Below are 19,459 nucleotides of genomic sequence, written 5' to 3'. Positions count from 1 at the left end.
CAGGGGGGCGCTCCGAAATCACTTCAGCTTGAACACCGCCACCGCCTGCACCAGGTCCTGTGCCTGCTGGCGCAGGCTGGTGGCAGAGGCCGACATCTGTTCAACCAGGGCGGCGTTCTGCTGTGTGGTCTGGTCCATCTGGATCACGGCCTCGCCGACCTGCGACACACCGGCACTCTGTTCGGTGCTGGCGCTGCTGATCTCGCCCACCAGGTCGCTGACGCGGCGGATGCTGCCCACCACCTCCTGCATGGTGGTGCCGGCCTTGTCGGCCAGTAGCACACCCTGCTCGACCCGGCCGACGCTCTCGCCGATCAGATCCTTGATCTCCTTCGCCGCCTGGCTGGAGCGTTGCGCGAGGTTGCGCACCTCGCCGGCCACCACCGCGAAGCCGCGGCCCTGCTCGCCGGCGCGCGCCGCTTCCACCGCGGCGTTGAGCGCCAGGATGTTGGTCTGGAAGGCGATGCCGTCGATCACCGCGATGATGTCGGCGATCTTCTTCGAGCTGGCCTCGATGTCCTTCATGGTCTGCACCACTTCATTGACCACATCTCCGCCCTGCTGCGCCACGGCGGAGGCGCCCTGCGCCAGCTGGTTGGCGGTGCGTGCGTGGTCGGCGTTCTGCGTCACCGTGCTGCCCAGTTGCTCCATCGAGGCGGAGGTTTCTTCCAGCGCGCTGGCCTGGCTTTCGGTGCGGCGCGACAGGTCGCTGTTGCCCGAGGCGATTTCTGCGCTGCCGTTGGACACCGACTCGGCACCGCTGCGCACCGCCTGCACCGACACCGTCAGCTTCTGCGTCATGGTGCGCAACGCGGCCAGCGCGCTCTGGGTATCACCAGCGCGCACCTGCATGGACACGCCGAGGTCTCCGGCGGCCACCGCGTCGGCAATGCGCTTGAGTTCGTCGGGGTCGGCGCCCAGCGAGCGCACCACACGCCGCAGGTAGACGGCGAGCCCGATCAGGCCCAGCGTCACCAGCCCGACCGCCGCCACCACGATGTCGCGGTCGAGCTTCGACAGGGTTTCGATTTCGGAGATGCGGGAGGACAAGCGCTCGCCCTGGCGCGTCTTCTCGCTGGCCAGCGGCACCAGCAAGGCGTTGCGCGCGGGGATGGTGTGGTCCACCAGGTAGGCGAACGCGTCGTCCTTGCGGCCCTGCTGGATGAGCGCCACGTTGGCTTCGCCGTGGCGCCAGAACTCGTCCATCAGCGCAGGCAAGGGCGCAAACGCCTGCCGGCCGGCGTCGTCGATCATGGCCGCGCCGAAGGTTCTCAGGCGCTCCTGCAGCAGCTTCTTCTTGTCGCCGATGTCGGCCAGGGTGGCATCGAGCTCGGCGGCGTTGCGCGAGAGGATGGCGTGGCGCACCTGCAGGGAGGTGCGGGTCACGTTCAGCTCCAGTTCTGCAATGCTTTGCAGCTGGGGCACGTTGGTCTGGTTGATCAGGTCGGCCTCTTGCGAGACCCTCCCCATCATCACCCAGACAATGCCCGCAACGGCCAGCAGCAGCACGACCAAAGCGGAGTTGATGAGCAGCAAGCGCTGCCCGAGATTCAAGCGTGGCGACATGGGAAGGCCCTCGTACCCAGGTCGGGAAGCCGCTTTCAGACAGAGGCACATTGCCCCCACGACTGGGTGCACTCAGGTTAGGCAGCGCAACACCGCAGCATTGCCGCGATAACAGCGGCAAAACCGGTGCATTTCAGAGCCCGTGGCCGCCCGGCACCCGGACCGGACCGCCCGCGGGCGGCCCTTCCCGGCCAGGCTCAGTGCCCGCTGGACGCGCCGCGCAGGCGGTCGATCAGGCCATTGAGGGCTTCCAGCGAACCGAACTGGATCGCCACCTCGCCCATCTGTTCAACGCGGCCGTGGCGCTTGACGCGTTTTTTCACCCGCACCTCGACCTCGGCGGTCAGCAGGTCGGCCAGCTCTTCTTCCACGCGGCGGATGTCACGCGACTTTTCCTTCTGCAGCTTCTGGGGCGCCAGCGCGAACTCGGCGCCCAGCTTCTTCACCAGGCTTTCGGCCTCGCGCACCGACATCTTCTTGGCTGCGATCTGGTTGCCGGCCGTGATCTGGTGCGCCTTGTCCAGCGCCAGCAGCGCGCGCGCATGGCCCATGTCGAGGTCACCCGCCATCAACATGGTCTGCACCGGTTCGGCCAGCTGCAGCAGGCGCAGCAGGTTGCTGGCGGCGCTGCGCGAACGCCCCACGGCCTGCGCCGCCTGTTCGTGAGTGAGCCCAAACTCTTTCACCAACCGTTGCAGGCCATGGGCCTCCTCCAGGGGGTTCAGGTCTTCGCGCTGGATGTTCTCGATCAGCGCCATGGCGGCGGCCGACTCGTTGGGCACGTCGCGCACCAACACCGGCACGCTGTCCAGCCCGGCCAGCTTCGAGGCACGGAAGCGCCGCTCGCCGGCGATGATTTCGTACTTGCCGGCGTTCGGGCCGTCGGCCAGTTGCCGCACCAGGATGGGCTGCATGATGCCCTGGACCTTGATGGACTCGGCCAGCTCGTAGAGCGCGCCTTCGTCCATGTGGGTGCGCGGCTGGTACATGCCGGCCACCAGCTGGTCGAGTGCCAGCGTGGTCGGCAGGCCGCCGGCGGCGGCTTCAGCGCCGGGGGCGGCAGCGCCCTCCACCACTTTGGGGCCGAGCAAGGCTTCGAGTCCGCGGCCGAGGCCCTTGGGTTTTTTGGTGACCATGGGTCTTGTTCCTGCTTCTGAAAATCAAAGGTTCGTGAGTTCGGCCAGCACCGCGTGGCCGGCCGGCCAGTTGCCCAGGCCGGATTCGGCGTTGATGTGGCCGGCATCGCCCAGGTCGACAAAGCGCGAGCCCCAGGCCGTGGCCAGGGTCTGGGCGCGCTCGAAACTGCAATACGGGTCGTTGCGGCTGCCCACCAGCACGCTGGGAAACGGCAGCCGCTGGAGATGGACGGGCGACCAGCTCGGCAGCACCGGCTGCAGCGCTTCGCGCTCCGCGTCGCCCGGTGCCACCAGCAAGGCGGCCTTCACCCGCGAGGTGTTTTGCGAGTGGTCGGCCCAGGCCGCGGTGAGCAGGCAGCCCAGGCTGTGCGCCACCAGCACGGCCGGCTCGTCACAGCCGAGCAGCACCTCTTCCAGGCGGGCGATCCAGTCGCCGCGCCGGGGGCGCATCCAGTCGTGCTGGTCCACCCGACGGTAGCCGTACAGGTCTTCCCAACGGCTTTGCCAGTGCGCCGGCCCGCTGTTCTGCCAGCCGGGCAGGATGAGAACGTTGTGGGGTTTCACGTGAAACAGCACCACTCAGAGCTTGACGATGCGCGCGACCATTTCCTGCGCGAAGGCCACAAAGGCCTGGCTGCCGCGCGCCGACGGATCGAACACCACGCCCGGCAGGCCGTAGCTGGGCGCTTCGGCCAGGCGCACGTTGCGCGGGATCACGGTGTCGAACACCTTGTCGCCAAAGTGGGACTTGAGCTGGTCGCTCACCTGCTGCTGCAGGGTGATGCGCGGATCGAACATCACGCGCAGCAGGCCGATGATGGCCAGGTCTTTGTTCAAGTTGGCATGCACCTGCTTGATGGTGTTGACCAGATCCGTCAGGCCTTCGAGCGCGAAGTACTCGCACTGCATGGGCACGATCACGCCGTGCGCCGCGCACAGGCCGTTGAGGGTGAGCATGGACAGGCTGGGCGGGCAGTCGATCAGCACGAAGTCGTAGGCAGCGTCCACCTCGGCCAGCGCGGTCTTCAGGCGTTTCTCGCGCCGCTCCACCTCCACCAGCTCCACCTCGGCGCCGGCCAGTTCGCGGTTGGCGCCCAGCACGTGGTAGCCGCACTTCTCGGAGAACACCGCCGCCTCGGCCACCGAGGCGGACTCCAGCAGCACGTCGTACACCGACAGCGCCATCTGCCGCTTGTCCACCCCCGAACCCATGGTGGCATTGCCCTGCGGGTCGAGGTCAACCATCAACACGCGCTGCCCCACCTTGGCCAGGCCAGCGGCGAGGTTGACGGTGGTGGTGGTCTTGCCGACCCCGCCCTTCTGGTTCGCCACACAAAAAATCTTGGCCATGGGTACTTACCTTGAAATCGCCAGCTTGATGCCGAAGCCGATCAGGAACACGCCCGCCAGCTTCTCCAGCACCCGACCGATGGCGGGGTTGGCGCGCATGCGCGCCGCCAGGAAATGGGTGAGCAGCACGGCCGTCAGCCCGTACAGGAAGGTGAGCGCGGCCACGGTGGCGGCCATGGCGCCGAAGGTGGCCATGCCCTGGTGGCGGGCCGGGTCCACGAACAGCGGGAAGAAGGCCATGTAGAACACGATGGCCTTGGGGTTGAGCAGGGTGATGAGCGCGGCCTGCTGGAAGTACTGGCGTGGGCGGATGTTGAGCACCGGGGCATCACCGGGCTTGGCGCTGAGCATCTTCCAGCCCAGCCAGGCCAGGTACGCCGCGCCCAGCCACTGCACCGCACTGAAAGCTGCCGGGTACGCCGCCAGCAGCGCGGCCACGCCCGCCACCGCCAGCCACATCAGCACCTGATCGCCAGCAATCACGCCGAAGGTGGCGGCCAGGCCACCCCGCACGCCGCCCTTGCTGGTGGAGGTGATCAGCGCCAGATTCCCGGGGCCGGGAATGAGCAAAAAGAGGACGATGGCGGCCACAAAGGCGCCGTAATCAGCAATGCCGAACATGGAAGAACCCCAGGAAGTAGAGGGTCGAGTTTACGTGAAGGGTTTGCGCATCCGCCCGCCCTTCGCGCGGCGTGGTTCGCCCGCTGTGATGCTCAGGCAACAGCCGGTGGAACGGGCCGTATCCAGACGATGCAGCGCTCGGCATCCAGGCCGGGCACTTGCAGCTGTTCCACGTGAAACACGTCTACCGCACCCGCCTCGGCCGTCAGGGTTTCGAGCTCGTCGGCGGGGTGCTTGCCCTTCATGGCCATCCAGATGCCGCCCTCGGTGAGCGCGTCACGCGACCAGCGCGTGAAGTCCACCAGGGAAGCAAAGGCGCGCGAACACACCACGTCGAAGCCCTGGCCCGACAGGGCGTTGAGGCTTTCCACGCGGGCATGCAGGCCACGCAGGTTGGGCAGTTTGAGCGAGGCCGCCGCCTGCTGGATGAAGGCGGCCTTCTTGGCCACCGTGTCCACGCAGGTCACCTGGATGTGCGGGCAGGTGATGGCGATCACCACCCCCGGCAGGCCGCCACCCGAACCCACGTCCAGCAGCTGCAGCGCCCTGCCCTGCGTCTGGCGCAGGAGCGGGCCCACGGCGGCCAGGCTGTCGAGCAGGTGGTGGGTCATCATCTCGGCCGGATCGCGCACGGCCGTGAGGTTGTAGACCTTGTTCCACTTCTGCAGCAGACCCAGGTAGTCCAGCAGCAGGTTCATCTGGCGGTCGTCGAGCGGGAGGTTCAGCGCCTGCAGGCCCGCCTCCAGGGTGGTGCGCAAGCCGCTCATGCCTCGGCGCCCGCCGAAGCCGCCTGGGTGGGCAACGTGGCAAAACCCTTGAAGCCGCCCCTTTTCAGGTGGATCAGCAACAGGGAGATGCTGGCCGGCGTGATGCCCGAAATGCGGGACGCCTGCCCCAGGGTTTCGGGCCTGTGTTTGGCGAGCTTCTGCCGCGCCTCGAACGAAAGCGCCGTGACCTGCAAGTAGTCCAGATCGGCCGGCAGCTTCAGGCCTTCGTAATGGGCTGCGCGCTCGACTTCGCTCTTCTGGCGGTCGATGTAGCCCGAATACTTGGCCGCGATCTCGATCTGCTCCACCACCGGCTCCAGCAGGTCGGCCAGTGTTTCACGTGAAACCTCGGGGTTGACGTACTTGCCACCGTCCATGCCCAGCAGGTCCGGGTAACTCACCGCGGGCCTGCGCAACAGGTCGAACAGGTTGTGCTCGTGTTCGATGGCCTTGCCCAGCACCCGCTCGCTCTCCTCCGCCGGCAGGTTGCGCGGATTCACCCAGGTGGCTTTCAGGCGTTCTGTTTCACGTGAAACCGCATCGCGCTTGCGGCAGAAAGCATCCCACCGCGCATCACCCACCAGGCCCAGGCGGCGGCCGGTTTCGGTCAGGCGCATGTCGGCGTTGTCTTCGCGCAGCTGCAGGCGGAACTCGGCGCGGCTGGTGAACATGCGGTAGGGCTCGGTCACGCCCTGGGTCACCAGGTCGTCCACCAGCACGCCGAGATAGGCCTCGTCACGGCGCGGCAGCCAGGCGGCCTCACCGCGGCACTGCAGCGCGGCGTTGATGCCGGCGAACAGGCCTTGCGCCGCCGCCTCCTCGTAGCCCGTGGTGCCGTTGATCTGGCCGGCGAAGAACAGGCCCTGGATCTGTTTCGTCTCGAAGCTGCTCTTGAGCGAGCGCGGGTCGAAGTAGTCGTACTCGATGGCGTAGCCCGGGCGCAGGATGTGCGCGTTCTCCAGCCCCGGCATGCTGCGCACCAGCGCGTACTGGATGTCGAACGGCAGGCTGGTGGAGATGCCGTTGGGGTAGACCTCGTGCGTGGTCAGGCCCTCGGGCTCCAGGAAGATCTGGTGGCTGTCCTTGTCGGCAAAGCGGTTGATCTTGTCTTCCACGCTCGGGCAGTAGCGCGGGCCCACGCCTTCGATCTTGCCGGTGAACATGGGGCTGCGGTCAAAGCCCGAGCGGATGATGTCGTGCGTGCGCTGGTTGGTGTGCGTGATCCAGCACGGCACCTGCTGCGGGTGCATGGCCGCGCTGCCCATGAAGCTGAACACCGGCACCGGCCGGTCTGCGTTCATGCCGCCGGGCACGCCGTCGCCGGGCTGTTCGGTGCATTTGGAATAGTCGATGCTGCGGCCATCCAGGCGCGGCGGCGTGCCGGTCTTCAGCCGGCCTTGCGGCAGCTGCAGCTCTTTCAGCCGGGCCGAGAGCGACACCGCAGGCGGGTCGCCCGCGCGGCCGGCGGCGTAGTTGTTCAGGCCGACGTGGATCTTGCCGTCCAGGAAGGTGCCGGCGGTGAGCACCACCGTGCGGCCACGGAAGCGGATGCCCACTTGCGTCACAGCCCCAACCACACGGTCGCCCTCCACCATCAGGTCGTCCACCGCCTGCTGGAACAGCCACAGGTTGGGCTGGTTCTCCAGCGTGCGGCGGATCGCGGCCTTGTAGAGCACGCGGTCGGCCTGGGCACGGGTGGCGCGCACGGCCGGGCCCTTGGAACTGTTGAGAATGCGGAACTGGATGCCGCCCTCGTCGGTGGCCAGCGCCATGGCGCCGCCCAGCGCGTCCACCTCTTTCACCAGGTGGCCCTTGCCGATGCCGCCGATGCTGGGGTTGCAGCTCATCTGGCCCAGGGTCTCGATGTTGTGCGTGAGCAGCAGCGTGGCGCAGCCCATGCGAGCGGCGGCCAGCGCGGCCTCGGTGCCGGCGTGCCCGCCGCCGACGACGATGACATCAAATTCCTGGGGGTACAACATGGTGGTGGTCGCTTCAAAAGTGCAGCAGCCCGGCGCCCCGGGCAACCCGCGATTGTCCCACCGTTGACCGATTTCCGTACCGGGTTCCGCGCGTGCCCGGCCAGTTCGCAGGAATGCTGCGCGGGCGCAGTGACAGAATCCGCGCATGACCACAGCCCCGCCCCTGCTCATCTTTGCCGGTAGCACCCGCGCCCAATCCCACAACCGCCGCCTGGCCCAGGTGGCTGCCGCGCTCGCGCGCGACGCGGGCGCCAGCGTCACGCACATCGAGCTGGCCGACTTTGACCTGCCGATCTACAACGCCGACCTCGAAGCGCGCGGCACGCCGGCCGCCGCGATCCGCCTGAAGGAAATCTTTCACGCCCACCCGGCCTGGGTGATCTGCTCGCCCGAATACAACGGCAGCTACACCGGCCTGCTCAAGAACACCATCGACTGGGTCTCCAGCCCGGTGCAGGGCGACCCGACCTGGGGCGACGGCCTGAAGCCGTTTGCGGGCAAGGTGGTGGGCTTGATGAGCGCCTCCCCGGGAGCTCTTGGTGGGCTACAGAGCTTGTCTCACCTGTCTCCACTGCTATTGAATTTGCAGTGTTGGCTGACCCCGAAGCAGTTTGCCCTGGCCCGTGCCGGCGAGGCTTTCGACGCCGACGGCCAGTTGCTGCACGAGGCGGCACGCCGGGGTGTGCAGGGCGTGGTCGAGCAGGTCTTGTGGGCCGCGCAGCGCCTGCACGGCTGAACCCGGCGCGCGTTCAGCGCGTGCGCCGCAAGATCTCGTCGGCCAGCTTCTGGTATTCGCCGTTGAAGTGGTGGTCACCCGGCAGCGGCACCGGTGTCACCTGCGCGGTGGGCACGCGGCCACACACAGTGTCGCGGTCGCCGGTGCCGTACACGCACAGGGTGTTGGCTGCACTCAGCTTCTGCAACTCGGGTCTGAGCGGCAGGCCGCCGCTGTCGCGCTTCATCCAGTTGCTGAGCCGGAACTCGAACGAGGCCTTTTCGCCCGGCCCGATCAGCACCGTGTGCGCCACCAGAGCACGCGAGGGCGCGGACAGGCGCGTGACGGCAAACGGCAACACGTCGGCACCCTGCGAATAACCGATCAGCAGCGCCCGGCTTTTTTTCCATTGCCCGGCGTAGCTGTGCAGCACGCGGTCCAGGTCGCGCGCCAGGCCCTCGGGCGTGCGCGCCGACCAGAAGTAACGCAGCGAATCCCAGCCCACCACCGGCACCCCGGCGGCGGCGAACCTGGCCGCCAGGTCCTTGTCGATGCCGGCCCAGCCGCCGTCGCCCGAGAGCAGCACCGCAAAGGTGTCGGACGGCGCTCCCGTGTACGCCGCGGGCACGGGCACCGGCACCAGCGGCAGGTCGGCCACGCCGGGGTCGGCCGGCTGCGGCGGCACCGCGGCGGCGGTTCCTGCCGGGGCCGCGGCACCCACGAAAGCGCGTTGGGCTTCCAGCAAGGCGCTGGTGCTGTCGCCACCGGCCGCCACGTTCACCAGGCGCACGCCCGGCACCTGGGCCACGAAGTCCGAAGTGGCGGTATCCGCTGCACAGGCCGGCTGCCCGGCAGTCCCTTGCAGCACGGTCCATGGCGCCCCCACGTGCGAGCTCGGCAACAGGTCCACCCCCGTCTTGTCGGCGCGGCGTTTGAAGTTCACGCCCTCGCCTTTGCAGAGCGGCCGGCGCACCGTCAAGGCCGGGCAGAAGCCGATCGACACCGCGCCACCAAAGGTCTGGGCCGGCGCCTGCGCGAGCATGGCGTAGGCCAGCGTGCCGCCCAGGCCCTCGCCCACCAGCAGCGGCGGGAAATACGCCGGCAGGCGCGCATAACCCTGCAGGAAGTGCGAGAGGTTTTCCAGGTCGCCATCGGGCAGCAGGCAGTCGCCCGCGTCCTTGGTGAGTGCCGCCAGCAGGCGCGGCGTGTGGATGCCCGCCACCAGCGCGCCACGCCCGGCCAGGGCCTGCGCCTGGCCGGCCAGCGCCGGCGTCCAGCCAGCCTCACCCGAGAGGAACAGCACGAACGAGCTGGCCGCGCCCGCCGGCCGGTAGAGCAACAGCTGCTTGAAGTTGCCGTGCGACAGCGTCTCCACCGCCGGAGCGGCGGGGTTGGTCACGGGCACCGGCGCGGTCTTGGGGACCGTCTGCGCGAACAGCAGGCCGGGCCATGCGAGGGCGGCCGACAGCAGGCCGGCGGTGAACAGCGAAGAGGTCTTCATTTGGCGATCACCCGACGCAGGCCACCCGCGATCAGCGCGGCCACGTCGGCAAGGATGAAAAACGGCGCGAAGCCACCCGGCGAGGCCAGGTAACGCGGCTCCCAGACCGGGTCGAACTTTTCCTTGAAGGCGCGCAGGCCCTGGAAGTTGTAGAAGTTCTCGCCATGGTTGAACAGCAGGCGGCCCAGGCGGTGCCAGTTGGGCGCCAGCGGGTGCTGGGCCATGCCCGACAGCGGCACCATGCCGAGATTGAAGCGCTGGTAACCCTGCGCCTGGAAATGCAGGATGGTCTGCGCGAACAGGAAGTCCATGGCGCTGCGTGGCGCGTCGGGGTGCTGGCGCATCAGGTCCACGCTGGCCTCCAGCTTCTGGTCGGTGCACAGCAGCGTGGCGAAGGCCACGATGCGTTCGCCCTGCCGCACCACCGCCACCGGCTGGCGCAGCACATAGTCGCGCCGGAAGGCGCCGAGCGAAAACGCTTTCTCCGCCGTCTGGTGGTCGCTCAACCAGGCGTCGGAGATCGACTGCAGTTCGGTGAACACCTCCACCGCCTGCGCCGGCGCCAGCACCTCGAAGCTCAGGCCCTCTCGCTGCGCGCGCGACACACCGTGCCGCAGGTTGGCGCGCGCCTTGCCCTGCAGGCTGAAGCCCGGCAGCTCGACCAGCGCGCACTCGCCCAGCTTGTGCACACGCAGGCCGGCGTCCAGGTACACCGGCAGGCCATCGGGGCGCACCTGGTAGAAGGCCGCGCGGCCGCCCTGCTCGCGCGCCTGCTCGACGAAGCGCCACACCAGCTCGGCCCATTCGTTGACCGGCCCGACCGGGTCGTACAGCGCCACCCACGAGCGGCCGCGCCGACCGAACATGATGAAGGCGCGCTGCGAGTCCGACACCATCAGGCTCTTGTCGCCCATCAGCACCAGGCCGGCACCGGCCGAGGGCTGGGCCCGCACGATGCGTGCGGCCTGCTCCAGCGCGCCGGGCTCGGGCTTGACCAGCCGCACCGGCGGGCGGCGCCACAGGCGGCTGAGCGCCACCACCAGGGTGATCAGGCACACGGCCACCAGCGCGCGCATCGAGCGCGGCGCATAGGCGTCGAACTCGAACTGCCACCAGACCTGGTCCACGTAATCGACGTCGCGGTAAACGAAGAACAGCAGCGCCGTGACCGCCGCCACCACCGCCGCCACCGCGGCCAGCCAGCCCCAGGTGAAGGCCTGCGAGAACAGCGCCGCTCGGCGGTTGAACTGCTTGCGCGACACGGCCAGCGCCGCCGCCAGCAACAGCAGCAGCAGCGCCTCGGACACCGCAATGCCCTTGGGCAGGCACAGCGCCAGGCTCACCAGTGCCAGGCCCAGGCCGGCCCACCACGAGGCGTCCAGCCGCAGGAACATGCCACGCGCCACAAACAGCAGCGCCAGGCCGGCAATGCTGCCCAGAAAGTGCGCCGCCTCCACCAGCGGCAATGGCATGTACATCGACAGCAGCTCGGTCGCGCCCTCGGTGGCCGGCGTCACGCCCGACACCAGCAGCACCACGCCCACCACCCAGGTGTAGGCCGAGAGCAGCAGCGGCGACAGGCTGGCCGCGGCCTTCACCATCGGGGTGGCCGCGCCACGCCGCCATTCCGCGCTCACCAGCAGGGCCAGGGCGAGCGCCAGCGGCAGCAGGAAATACACCACGCGGAACAGCACCAGGGCCGCGGCCAGCTGCTGCGGCGGCACCTTGTTGCCCAGCGCCAGCAGCATCACCGCCTCGAACACCCCCAGGCCGCCCGGCACATGGCTGATCACACCGAGCGCGATGGCCAGCGCGAAGAAGCCCACGAAGGCCGGAAAGGCAATCGCGTCGGCCGGCAACAGGAACCACAGTGCGGCCGCCGCAGCCACCACGTCCAGTGCCGAGATCAGCAGCTGCTGCAAGGCCAGCGACGCGCTCGGCAGGCGCAGCGCCACACCGCGGAACACCGGCTGCACGCCGCCATGGCGACAGAAGCCGATGAAAGCCCCGGCCGCCAGCAGCACCGCCACCGCCAGGCCGCGCAGCAGGCCCGGTGGCGTGCCGAACACCGACTGCACCGTGCCCGCGCCCCAGACCAGCGCCGCCGCCCCCACCACCACGATGCCGATGCCGAACCCGAAGGCGTTGAAGACGATGGCGCGCGAGATCAGCCCGGCCTCCAGCCCGGCCGCACCGTACAGCCGCATGCGCACCGCACCGCCCGTCAACACCCCCAGGCCGATGGTGTTGGAAAGCGCATAGGCGATGAAGGCGGTCTTGGCCACCACGCGCTGCGGCAGTTGCGCACCGGCGTAGGCCAGCGCGGTGCGGTCGTAGAAGGTGAGCGAGAAATAACTCGCGGCGGTGGCGGCGATGGACAGCAGCAGCACCGTGGCCGGCGTGCTGCGCACCGCCTCCACGATCTCGCCGTAGCTCAGCTCGGTCATGAGCTTGTGCGAGGCCTGCACCACCAACATGCCGAGCAGCACGGCCAGCGCCGCATATACCCACAAACGCCACTGGCGCAGCCTGGACACCAGGGTGTCGGGAGATGTCACGGTCACGGGCATGGGCGTCGTACGTCAGTCCGGGGATGTTGTCGAGGCAGTGTACGCGTGCGCCCCGCACCCCATCACAATGCGGGCCATGCGTTCCGCCCCCTCCTCCACGGCCTGCCGCCCCGGCTGCGCCGCCTGCTGCACCGCGCCGTCGATCAGCAGCCCCCTGCCCGGCCTGCCCCACGGCAAACCGGCCGGCATGCCGTGCCCGCAGCTCGACGATGCCCTGCGCTGCCGCCTGTTCGGCCAGCCCGAGCGCCCGGCCGTCTGCGGCTCGCTCGCGCCCGGCCCCGAGATGTGCGGCACCGACCGCGCCCACGCCATGGCCTGGCTCACGCGGCTGGAGCAGGACACCGCGCCCGCCACCGCCGTCGTCACGCAGCGCGTTTTCTGAGGCGCGCAGAAGGCCTGTCCTCGCAGCGACAAGCACGCCGCCAGCCTTGGGCCTACAGTGGGAGCCGGCCGCGCACCACGAGCGGCTTCGCAGGAGACAACCCCATGCACATCCCCTCCCTCAAGGAAGTCGTCAGCGCCGAAGAATGGGCGCTGCGCTGCGACCTCGCTGCCTGCTACCGCCTCGTCGCCGCCTACGGCTGGAGCGACCTGGTGTTCACCCACATCAGCGCCAAACTGCCCGACAGCGTGACCGGGGGCGAGCACCAGTTCCTCATCAACCCCTACGGCCTGATGTTCGACGAGATCACGGCGAGCAGCCTGGTCAAGGTCGACATGGCCTGCAACAAGCTGCACGACTCGCCCTTCCCCGTGAACCCGGCCGGCTTCGTGATCCACAGCGCGGTGCACGAGGCGCGGCCCGAGGCCGGCTGCGTGCTGCACACCCACACGCGCGCCGGCGTGGCGGTGAGCGCGCAGAAGGCCGGCATCCTGCCGACCAGCCAGCAGGCCACCTTCGTGCTGAACTCGCTCGCGTACCACGACTACGAAGGCGTGGCCTTCCGGCCGGAAGAAAAGCCGCGCCTGCAGGCCGACCTGGGCCAGGCCAGCTACCTCGTGCTGCGCAACCACGGCCTGCTCACCGTGGGCCGTGGCATCGCCGAGGCGTTTCTCGCCATGTACACCTTCGAGAACACCTGCCGCATCCAGATCGACGCCCTGGCCGGCGGCGGTGAGCTCACGCCGGTGGACCCACGCATCCTCGCCGGCATGGCCGACGTGATGCGCATCGCCACCGCGGGCCAGGGCGCGCAGCTCGCGTGGCCGGCGCTGCTGCGCAAGGCCGAGCGGTTGGACCCGGGCTACAAGACCTGAACGCCTGAACGCCGGCCAACGGCGGCAGGCTCAGCGCACACGGCCGATCATGCGTTCGGCCACGCCGTCGCGCCACAGCCAGCGGTGCAGCAGCACCATGCCGACGTGGCCTGCCACCAGCGCCAGCAGCAACCAGGCCAGCGGGCCGTGCAGCAGCGCGGCGGGGGCGATCAGGGCTTCGTCCTTCGGGCTGGCGGCAAACAGCGGCACGGTGTTGAACCAGGCGAAGGCGCGGCCCGAACCGTACAGCCGCACCAGCGCCAGCGCCGGCACCACGAACATCAGCAGGTAAAGCGCCGCATGGCCCAGGCGCGCGGCGCGGCCGAGCAGGCTGTCGCCGTGCGACGGACGCCGCGCCCGGTTGGCCAGCCCCCAGGCACCACGCAGCAACACCAGAATCAGCAGCAGCAGGCCGACGCTGGCGTGCGTGCCGACGAAGAAGGACACCAGGGGCGTGCGGCCCAGCGCCAGGCGCAGGCCCATGCCGACGAACTGCCAGGCGAACAACAACGCCATGCCCCAGTGCAGCCAGCGCGTGATGCGGCCGAAACGTTGCGGGGTGTCGAACCAGGGGGAAGCGGTGGCGGGCAGGGAAGCGCTCATGGTCAGGGTGTTGCGGCGTGAAAAAAGAAAAAGGACTGGTCGGCAGAGGCGTGCGGAATGAGAACAGTTCCCGTCCAGACCGGCCGGGCTGCAGCGTTTTTGTTCGGTCTTTATTCGCTGCGGGGGGTGGCGCCGGGCCCCGGCGCCGGCGCGCTGGCCACGAAGGCCGACATGCCCTGCAGCACGGTGCGCAGCCGCATCAGCTCGCGCGAGCCATCCAGCCGCCTGGACCACGCGGCGATGCGCGAGACACGCTCCAGCCGCGGCAGCAGGTGCTCGATGAAGGCGCGCACCGCCGGGCCGCCCGGGCCGGCCGCCTCGTAGGCCTGCAGCACCGCCAGCACCGCCGAAGGCCCGAGCGGCTGCAGAAAACGCGCCAGCGACAACAGCATCTGCAGCACGTCGTACACCTGCACGGTGTCCAGCGCCATGCCGGGCCGCAGGCGCTCCTCGAAATCCAGCCGCGCAAACCGGTGGCCGTCCCAGGTGGTGTTGCGCAGCTGTGCGCCACCGTGCCAGTGGCCACGCGCATGGAAACGCGCCAGGTCGGCGCTGGCCGCACACATCAGGGGCAGGCGCTGGTCTTCGGGCAGGCGGTGCAGCTGCAGGTCCACCGTTTCACCGATGTCGCCCGTGGTGAGCGCAAAACCGTCGAAGGCCACCACCGCCGGCACCTGCTCGCCCGCCGCCGCCAGCGCCACCAGGCGCTGGTGCTCATACGCCAGCAGGGCGCGCGCATCGGTCTGGCGCACCGCACGCCAGGGCACGGGCACACCGACAAAATGCGCGAACACCCAGATGCCCAACGACTTGACCGCGCTGCGCAGCGGCCGGTCGGCGGTCTTGGTCCAGGTCTTGGGCGATGACGCGGTAGGGGTGGGGTCGGGCAGGCTCACAAGGGCGCGATTATCCCGAAAGCCCGCAACCGCCGGCGATATCGCCCCCGGTTCACCCGGATTGGCGAGGCCGCAACCTCAGCCCGCGTCGGCGTAGCGCTGCAGTTCCCAGTCGCTCACCTGCTGGCTGTAGCTGGCCCATTCGCCGTGCTTGAGCGCCAGAAATTCGGCGCAAAACGTCAGGCCCACCGCCTCGCGCAGCACAGTGTCCTGCGCCAGCGCGTCGAGCGCGGCCAGCAGGTCGCGCGGCAGGCGCGCGGGCAAGGCGTCGCCCATGGCGTGGCGTTCGTACAGGTCGTCCTCGCAGGGCGCCACGGCGGGCAAGGCCTGGTCGATGCCGGACAGGCCGGCGGCCAGCGTGGCGGCCAGCGCCACGTACACATTGCAGGCCGGGTCGGGCAGGCGCCACTCGATGCGGCCGGCCACGGCGCGCACGAGGCAGGTGCGGTTGTTGTCGCCCATGGCCTTCCACACCGGCGACCAGGTGGTGCCCGACGCGCTGCGGCTCGCGGCCAGGCGCTTGTAGCTGTTGACGGTGGGCGCGCACAGCGCGGCCAGGGCATCGGCGTGGTGCAGCAGGCCGGCGGCAAAGGCATGGCCGGCCTCGCTCAGGCCCAGCACACCGGCGGGGTCGGCCATCACGGCGCGGCCTTGCGCGTCGGTCAGGCTGAGGTGGAAATGCAGGCCGCTGCCGGGCGCCTGCGCCAACGGTTTGGGCATGGTGGAGAACACCACGCCGTGTTGCCGCGCCACAGCCTGCGCGGCGAGCTTGAAGAGCTGGTAACGGTCGGCGGCGGCCAGCGCTTCGTCGTGCCGGTAGTTGATCTCGTATTGGCCGTTCGCGTCCTCGTGGTCGATCTGCTCCAGCTCGAAGCCGAGCGCGGCCAACGTCTGGCGCATGTTGTCCAGAAAGCCGAAGTTGCGCGCGATGCCCTGCAGGTCGTACGAGGGTTTGGCGAGGCGGTCTTCGGCGTCGGCCACCACCCAGCGGCCTTCCCGGTCGCGCTGCAGCAGGAAGAACTCGGGCTCGATGCCGGCCCACAGCGTCCAGCCGCGTTGCCGCAGCCGCGCGAGCTGGCGCCGCAGCAGCTGGCGCGGGCAGGTCTCCAGCGGCTCGTCACCGGCAAAACCGTCGCACACCGCGTGCGCCACGCCGGGCATGAAGGGCAAGGGACGCAGGCTCTCGGGCACCACGCGGCCCATGTACTCGCTGCGCGCGCCAAAACGCGGCAGGCCGGTGCCGGCGATGCTGGGGCCGGAAAAGCCGGCGCCGCTGTGCACCGCGGTGGCCAGGCGCTCCAGCGGCACCAGCTTGCCCTTGGGGGCGCCCAGCAGGTCGGTGAAGGTGGCCAACACCGAATGCACGCCGGCAGCGCGCAACGAGGCGATGCGCTCGTCCAACGCCGCTGCCGGCGCCAGGCTCAAGCCATCACCTCGGCCAGTGCCGCGTCGAACGCGGCCAGACCTTCTGCAAACACCGTGTCTTCGATGGTGAGCGGGAACAGGAAGCGCACCACGTTGCCGTACACGCCGCAGGTGAGCAGCAGCAGGCCCCGTTCGAGCGCCGCCATCTGCACCCGTTTGGTGGCCTCGGCGTCGGGTGCGCCGGTGGCGGCGTCGATGAATTCGCAGGCCACCATGGCGCCCAGACCGCGCACGTCACCCATGCGTTGGGGGTACCGCTGGCGCTGCGCCTTCAGGTGGTGGATCAGCTCGTCACCCAGGCGCTGCGCACGCTCGGGCAGGCGCTCTTCCTCCATCACGTCGAGCACGGCCAGCGCGGCGGCAATGGCCAGCGGGTGGCCGGCGTAGGTGCCGCCCAGGCCACCCGGGGCCGGGCCGTCCATGATGGCGGCCTTGCCGCTCACCGCCGACAGCGTGGTGCCGCCAGCCATGCTCTTGGCCATGGTCATCAGGTCGGGGCTGACGCCGAAGTGCTCCATCGCAAACAGCTTGCCGGTGCGCGCAAAGCCGGTCTGCACTTCGTCGGCCACCAGCAGGATGCCGTGCTGGTCGCAGAGCTCGCGCAGCCACACCACGGCTTCTTTCTGGATCACGTTGAAACCGCCCTCGCCCTGCACCGGCTCGAACACGATGGCGGCCACGCGCGAGGGTTCGATGTCGCACTTGAAGAGCTGCTCCATCGCGTGTTTCGTCTCGTCCAGCGAAGCGCCCTGCGCCGGGAAGGGTACGTGGTAGATCTCGGGCGGGAACGGGCCGAAGCCGGCCTTGTAGGGTTGCACCTTGCCGGTGAGCGCCACCGAGAACATGCTGCGGCCGTGGAAGGCGCCGCCGAAGGCGATGACGCCGGAGCGGCCGGTGGACGAGCGCGCGATCTTCATCGCGTTCTCGATGGCCTCGGCGCCGGTGGAGAAAAACGCCGTCTTCACCGGCCCGGCAATCGGCACCAGCGCGTTGATGCGTTCGGCCAGCGCCACGTATTCGGTGTACGGCACCACCTGGTAACAGCTGTGCGTGAAACGCTCCAGCTGCGCCGCAATGGCGGCCTGCACCTTGGGATGCACGTGGCCGGTGTTGAGCACCGCGATGCCACCCGCAAAGTCGATGAAGCGGCGGCCCTCGATGTCCCAGAACTCGGCGTTCTTCGCCTTCTGGATGAAGAAGTCACCAAACACCCCGACCCCACGCGGCGTGGCGGCCTGCCGGCGCGCGTGCCAGGCGGCGTTGGTGTGCGGTGCGTTGAGCTGCTCGGATTTGTGCGGTGCGTTCATGAGAGGTCTCCTTCAAAAGCGCACCACGGGGTGCGAAGTGTCTTGTTCAAGGGCACCGCGGGACTGGCTTTGCCAGACCGCCAGTGCCGCCCCCTTGGGGGGTGACGCGAAGCGCCGCGGGGGGCACCGTTACAGGGGGGAGTCGATCCGTATCCAGGTGGTTTTCGTCTCGGTGTACTTGTCGAACGCGTGCAGCGACTTGTCGCGCCCCACGCCGCTTTGCTTGAAGCCACCGAAGGGCACGGTGATGTCGTCTTCGTCGTAGCAGTTCACGTGCACCGTGCCGGCGCGCAGCGCACGCGCCACGCCGTGGGCCTTGTTGATGTCGCGCGTCCACACCGCCGCCTGCAGGCCGTAGATGTTGCTGTTGGCCTGCTGCACCACGTCGGCGGCGTCGGTGAACGACAGCACCGAGAGCACCGGGCCAAAGATTTCCTCGCGCGCGATGGTCATGGTGTTGGTCACGCCGTCGAAGATAGTCGGCTGCACGTACAGGCCGCCCTTCACCGGCTCCACCGCCTCGCCGCCGGCGAGCAGTTTCGCGCCCTCTTTCTGGCCGCTGTCGATGTAGCGCAGCACGGTGTCGAGTTGCGTGCGGTCGACGATGGCGCCCATCACCGTGCTCTTCTCCAGCGGGTTGCCCGGCTGGTACTGCGGCACCAGCTTGAGCGCCTTCTCCAGAAAGGCGTCCTTGATCGAGGCCTCGACGAACAGGCGCGAGGGCGCGTTGCAGCTCTCGCCCTGGTTGAAGAAGATGCTGCCCACCGCGGCGTCCACCGCCTTGTCGAGATCGGGGCAATCGGCGAACACGATGTTGGGCGACTTGCCGCCCAGCTCCGTCCAGGCGCGCTTGAGGTTGCTCTGCCCCGCCATCACGTGGATCTGCTTGCCCACGCGCGTGCTGCCGGTGAAGGCGATGCAGTCCACGTCCATGTGCAGCGCGAGCGGGCTGCCGGCCTCGGCACCGTAACCCGGCACCACGTTGAACACACCGGGCGGAATACCGGCGGCCAGCGCCAGCTCGGCCAGGCGCAGCGCAGTCAGCGGGCTCTTCTCGCTCGGCTTGAGCACCACCGAGTTGCCGGCGGCGAGTGCCGGCGCGATCTTCCAGGCCGCCATGATCATAGGGTAGTTCCAGGGCACGATCACGCCCACCACCCCCACCGGCTCGCGCGTGATCAACGCCAGCGCGGTGCTGGGCGTGGGCGCGATCTCGTCGTACACCTTGTCCACCGCCTCGCCGTACCAGCGGATGCAGTTGGCCGCGCTGTTCACGTCCACGCTGCGCGCGTACTTCACGGGCTTGCCCATGTCCAGGGTTTCGGTCAACGCGAGCTCGTCGGCGTGCGCGATCAGCTGGTCGGCAAACTTGATCATCACGCGCTTGCGCTGCGCCGGCGCCATGCCGCTCCAGCGGCGGTCTTCAAAGGCCGCGCGGGCGGCGGCCACGGCGGCGTTGATGTCGGCCTCGCCACAGCGCGCCACGGCGGTGAGCAGGCGGCCGTCCACCGGCGAGATGCAGTCAAAGGTCTGGCCGTCGCGCGCGGCGAAACGTTCGCCGTTGATGAAGGCGCGGCCGTCGAAGGTCAGGTCGGTCATGGGTCGGGTTCCGGGTTGTCGCCTCGCGAAGCGCGAAGTGGCCTTCATGCTACGCCCGAAACCCTCAAAACAGACAGTCCACTTGCCGTCCGTTGCGCCGCACCGCATGGGCACCCGCACGCACAAATCCCGACGGCATGGGCCGCGCCGCGTGGCAGGCACGACGC

Annotated in this window: 17 protein-coding genes; 3 read left to right on the top strand and 14 right to left on the bottom strand. The window is 69.1% G+C overall.

The features are described from left to right. Positions 1-18: 18 nt before the first annotated feature. The 7 genes from HPA01S_RS23740 to mnmG form a co-directional block, all read right to left on the bottom strand. Complete coding sequence (locus tag HPA01S_RS23740; protein ID WP_157085091.1) at positions 19-1,566, bottom strand: methyl-accepting chemotaxis protein; 1,548 nt, start codon at positions 1,564-1,566, stop codon at positions 19-21. A 197-nt stretch (positions 1,567-1,763) separates the two neighbouring features. Further along, the gene (locus tag HPA01S_RS18775; RefSeq protein WP_066272335.1) at positions 1,764-2,702 is read right to left on the bottom strand and encodes a ParB/RepB/Spo0J family partition protein; all 939 of its coding nucleotides are present in this window, start codon (positions 2,700-2,702) and stop codon (positions 1,764-1,766) included. Positions 2,703-2,726: 24 nt separating this feature from the next. Next, a complete protein-coding gene (locus HPA01S_RS18770) occupies positions 2,727-3,266 on the bottom strand; it encodes an RBBP9/YdeN family alpha/beta hydrolase (protein ID WP_066272342.1) in 540 nt (179 codons plus the stop codon). Positions 3,267-3,281: 15 nt separating this feature from the next. Continuing rightward, positions 3,282-4,052, bottom strand: a complete 771-nt coding sequence (locus HPA01S_RS18765) for a ParA family protein (RefSeq protein WP_066272333.1) — start codon at positions 4,050-4,052, stop codon at positions 3,282-3,284. Between the two features lie 6 nt (positions 4,053-4,058). Continuing rightward, positions 4,059-4,673: a LysE family transporter gene (locus tag HPA01S_RS18760; protein WP_066272331.1), complete on the bottom strand. Its 615-nt coding sequence runs from the start codon at positions 4,671-4,673 to the stop codon at positions 4,059-4,061. A 92-nt stretch (positions 4,674-4,765) separates the two neighbouring features. Next, the gene (gene rsmG, locus HPA01S_RS18755; RefSeq protein WP_066272329.1) at positions 4,766-5,440 is read right to left on the bottom strand and encodes a 16S rRNA (guanine(527)-N(7))-methyltransferase RsmG; all 675 of its coding nucleotides are present in this window, start codon (positions 5,438-5,440) and stop codon (positions 4,766-4,768) included. Further along, complete coding sequence (mnmG, locus tag HPA01S_RS18750; RefSeq protein ID WP_066272327.1) at positions 5,437-7,419, bottom strand: tRNA uridine-5-carboxymethylaminomethyl(34) synthesis enzyme MnmG; 1,983 nt, start codon at positions 7,417-7,419, stop codon at positions 5,437-5,439. Before mnmG ends, rsmG begins: the two co-directional genes overlap by 4 nt. Before the next feature lie 145 nt (positions 7,420-7,564). Between mnmG and HPA01S_RS18745 the strand changes: the two genes are divergently transcribed. Beyond that, a complete protein-coding gene (locus HPA01S_RS18745) occupies positions 7,565-8,155 on the top strand; it encodes an NADPH-dependent FMN reductase (protein WP_066272325.1) in 591 nt (196 codons plus the stop codon). 13 nt (positions 8,156-8,168) lie between these two features. Here HPA01S_RS18745 and HPA01S_RS18740 read toward each other — a convergent pair whose 3' ends face one another. Next, positions 8,169-9,635 (bottom strand): virulence factor family protein, encoded by a 1,467-nt coding sequence (locus tag HPA01S_RS18740; protein WP_066272324.1) that lies wholly within the window; start codon positions 9,633-9,635, stop codon positions 8,169-8,171. Continuing rightward, positions 9,632-12,205, bottom strand: coding sequence for a bifunctional lysylphosphatidylglycerol flippase/synthetase MprF (gene mprF, locus HPA01S_RS18735; protein WP_157085090.1), 2,574 nt, complete (start codon positions 12,203-12,205; stop codon positions 9,632-9,634). Before mprF ends, HPA01S_RS18740 begins: the two co-directional genes overlap by 4 nt. A 76-nt stretch (positions 12,206-12,281) precedes the next feature. On the opposite strand from mprF, the gene HPA01S_RS18730 reads away from it, so the two are divergent. Both HPA01S_RS18730 and HPA01S_RS18725 read left to right on the top strand, forming a co-directional pair. Beyond that, positions 12,282-12,587 (top strand): zinc/iron-chelating domain-containing protein, encoded by a 306-nt coding sequence (locus tag HPA01S_RS18730; RefSeq protein ID WP_084360820.1) that lies wholly within the window; start codon positions 12,282-12,284, stop codon positions 12,585-12,587. A 104-nt stretch (positions 12,588-12,691) separates the two neighbouring features. Beyond that, entirely contained in the window at positions 12,692-13,462 is a 771-nt protein-coding gene (locus HPA01S_RS18725; protein WP_066272321.1) for a class II aldolase/adducin family protein, read from the top strand. A gap of 30 nt (positions 13,463-13,492) precedes the next feature. Here HPA01S_RS18725 and HPA01S_RS18720 read toward each other — a convergent pair whose 3' ends face one another. From HPA01S_RS18720 to HPA01S_RS18700, 5 genes are all read right to left on the bottom strand, one after another. Beyond that, positions 13,493-14,065: a cytochrome b gene (locus tag HPA01S_RS18720; protein WP_066272319.1), complete on the bottom strand. Its 573-nt coding sequence runs from the start codon at positions 14,063-14,065 to the stop codon at positions 13,493-13,495. A 110-nt stretch (positions 14,066-14,175) separates the two neighbouring features. After that, positions 14,176-14,961, bottom strand: a complete 786-nt coding sequence (locus HPA01S_RS18715; RefSeq protein ID WP_066272315.1) for a BUD32 family EKC/KEOPS complex subunit — start codon at positions 14,959-14,961, stop codon at positions 14,176-14,178. Between the two features lie 78 nt (positions 14,962-15,039). Further along, entirely contained in the window at positions 15,040-16,386 is a 1,347-nt protein-coding gene (locus HPA01S_RS18710; protein WP_066272312.1) for a glutamine synthetase, read from the bottom strand. After that, positions 16,383-17,693, bottom strand: a complete 1,311-nt coding sequence (gabT, locus tag HPA01S_RS18705; RefSeq protein WP_066272308.1) for a 4-aminobutyrate--2-oxoglutarate transaminase — start codon at positions 17,691-17,693, stop codon at positions 16,383-16,385. Before gabT ends, HPA01S_RS18710 begins: the two co-directional genes overlap by 4 nt. Positions 17,694-17,822: 129 nt before the next feature. Then, positions 17,823-19,292, bottom strand: coding sequence for an aldehyde dehydrogenase (locus HPA01S_RS18700; RefSeq protein WP_066272307.1), 1,470 nt, complete (start codon positions 19,290-19,292; stop codon positions 17,823-17,825). Positions 19,293-19,459: the final 167 nt, after the last annotated feature.

Source organism: Hydrogenophaga palleronii NBRC 102513 (assembly GCF_001571225.1).
Classification (GTDB): domain Bacteria; phylum Pseudomonadota; class Gammaproteobacteria; order Burkholderiales; family Burkholderiaceae_C; genus Hydrogenophaga; species Hydrogenophaga palleronii.
The sequence above is the reverse complement of the archived record's forward strand: the minus strand, read 5'-3'. Positions and strand labels throughout refer to the sequence as shown.

What these genes read in the sequence shown, in the direction of transcription:
- HPA01S_RS18760 (WP_066272331.1), bottom strand. Translation starts at nt 4,673, where the DNA reads ATGTTCGGCATTGCTGATTACGGCGCCTTTGTGGCCGCCATCGTCCTC.
- mnmG (WP_066272327.1), bottom strand. Translation starts at nt 7,419, where the DNA reads ATGTTGTACCCCCAGGAATTTGATGTCATCGTCGTCGGCGGCGGGCAC.
- HPA01S_RS18740 (WP_066272324.1), bottom strand. Translation starts at nt 9,635, where the DNA reads ATGAAGACCTCTTCGCTGTTCACCGCCGGCCTGCTGTCGGCCGCCCTC.
- rsmG (WP_066272329.1), bottom strand. Translation starts at nt 5,440, where the DNA reads ATGAGCGGCTTGCGCACCACCCTGGAGGCGGGCCTGCAGGCGCTGAAC.
- HPA01S_RS18765 (WP_066272333.1), bottom strand. Translation starts at nt 4,052, where the DNA reads ATGGCCAAGATTTTTTGTGTGGCGAACCAGAAGGGCGGGGTCGGCAAG.
- HPA01S_RS18745 (WP_066272325.1), top strand. Translation starts at nt 7,565, where the DNA reads ATGACCACAGCCCCGCCCCTGCTCATCTTTGCCGGTAGCACCCGCGCC.
- mprF (WP_157085090.1), bottom strand. Translation starts at nt 12,205, where the DNA reads ATGCCCGTGACCGTGACATCTCCCGACACCCTGGTGTCCAGGCTGCGC.
- HPA01S_RS23740 (WP_157085091.1), bottom strand. Translation starts at nt 1,566, where the DNA reads ATGTCGCCACGCTTGAATCTCGGGCAGCGCTTGCTGCTCATCAACTCC.
- HPA01S_RS18720 (WP_066272319.1), bottom strand. Translation starts at nt 14,065, where the DNA reads ATGAGCGCTTCCCTGCCCGCCACCGCTTCCCCCTGGTTCGACACCCCG.
- HPA01S_RS18730 (WP_084360820.1), top strand. Translation starts at nt 12,282, where the DNA reads ATGCGTTCCGCCCCCTCCTCCACGGCCTGCCGCCCCGGCTGCGCCGCC.
- HPA01S_RS18775 (WP_066272335.1), bottom strand. Translation starts at nt 2,702, where the DNA reads ATGGTCACCAAAAAACCCAAGGGCCTCGGCCGCGGACTCGAAGCCTTG.
- HPA01S_RS18725 (WP_066272321.1), top strand. Translation starts at nt 12,692, where the DNA reads ATGCACATCCCCTCCCTCAAGGAAGTCGTCAGCGCCGAAGAATGGGCG.
- gabT (WP_066272308.1), bottom strand. Translation starts at nt 17,693, where the DNA reads ATGAACGCACCGCACAAATCCGAGCAGCTCAACGCACCGCACACCAAC.
- HPA01S_RS18700 (WP_066272307.1), bottom strand. Translation starts at nt 19,292, where the DNA reads ATGACCGACCTGACCTTCGACGGCCGCGCCTTCATCAACGGCGAACGT.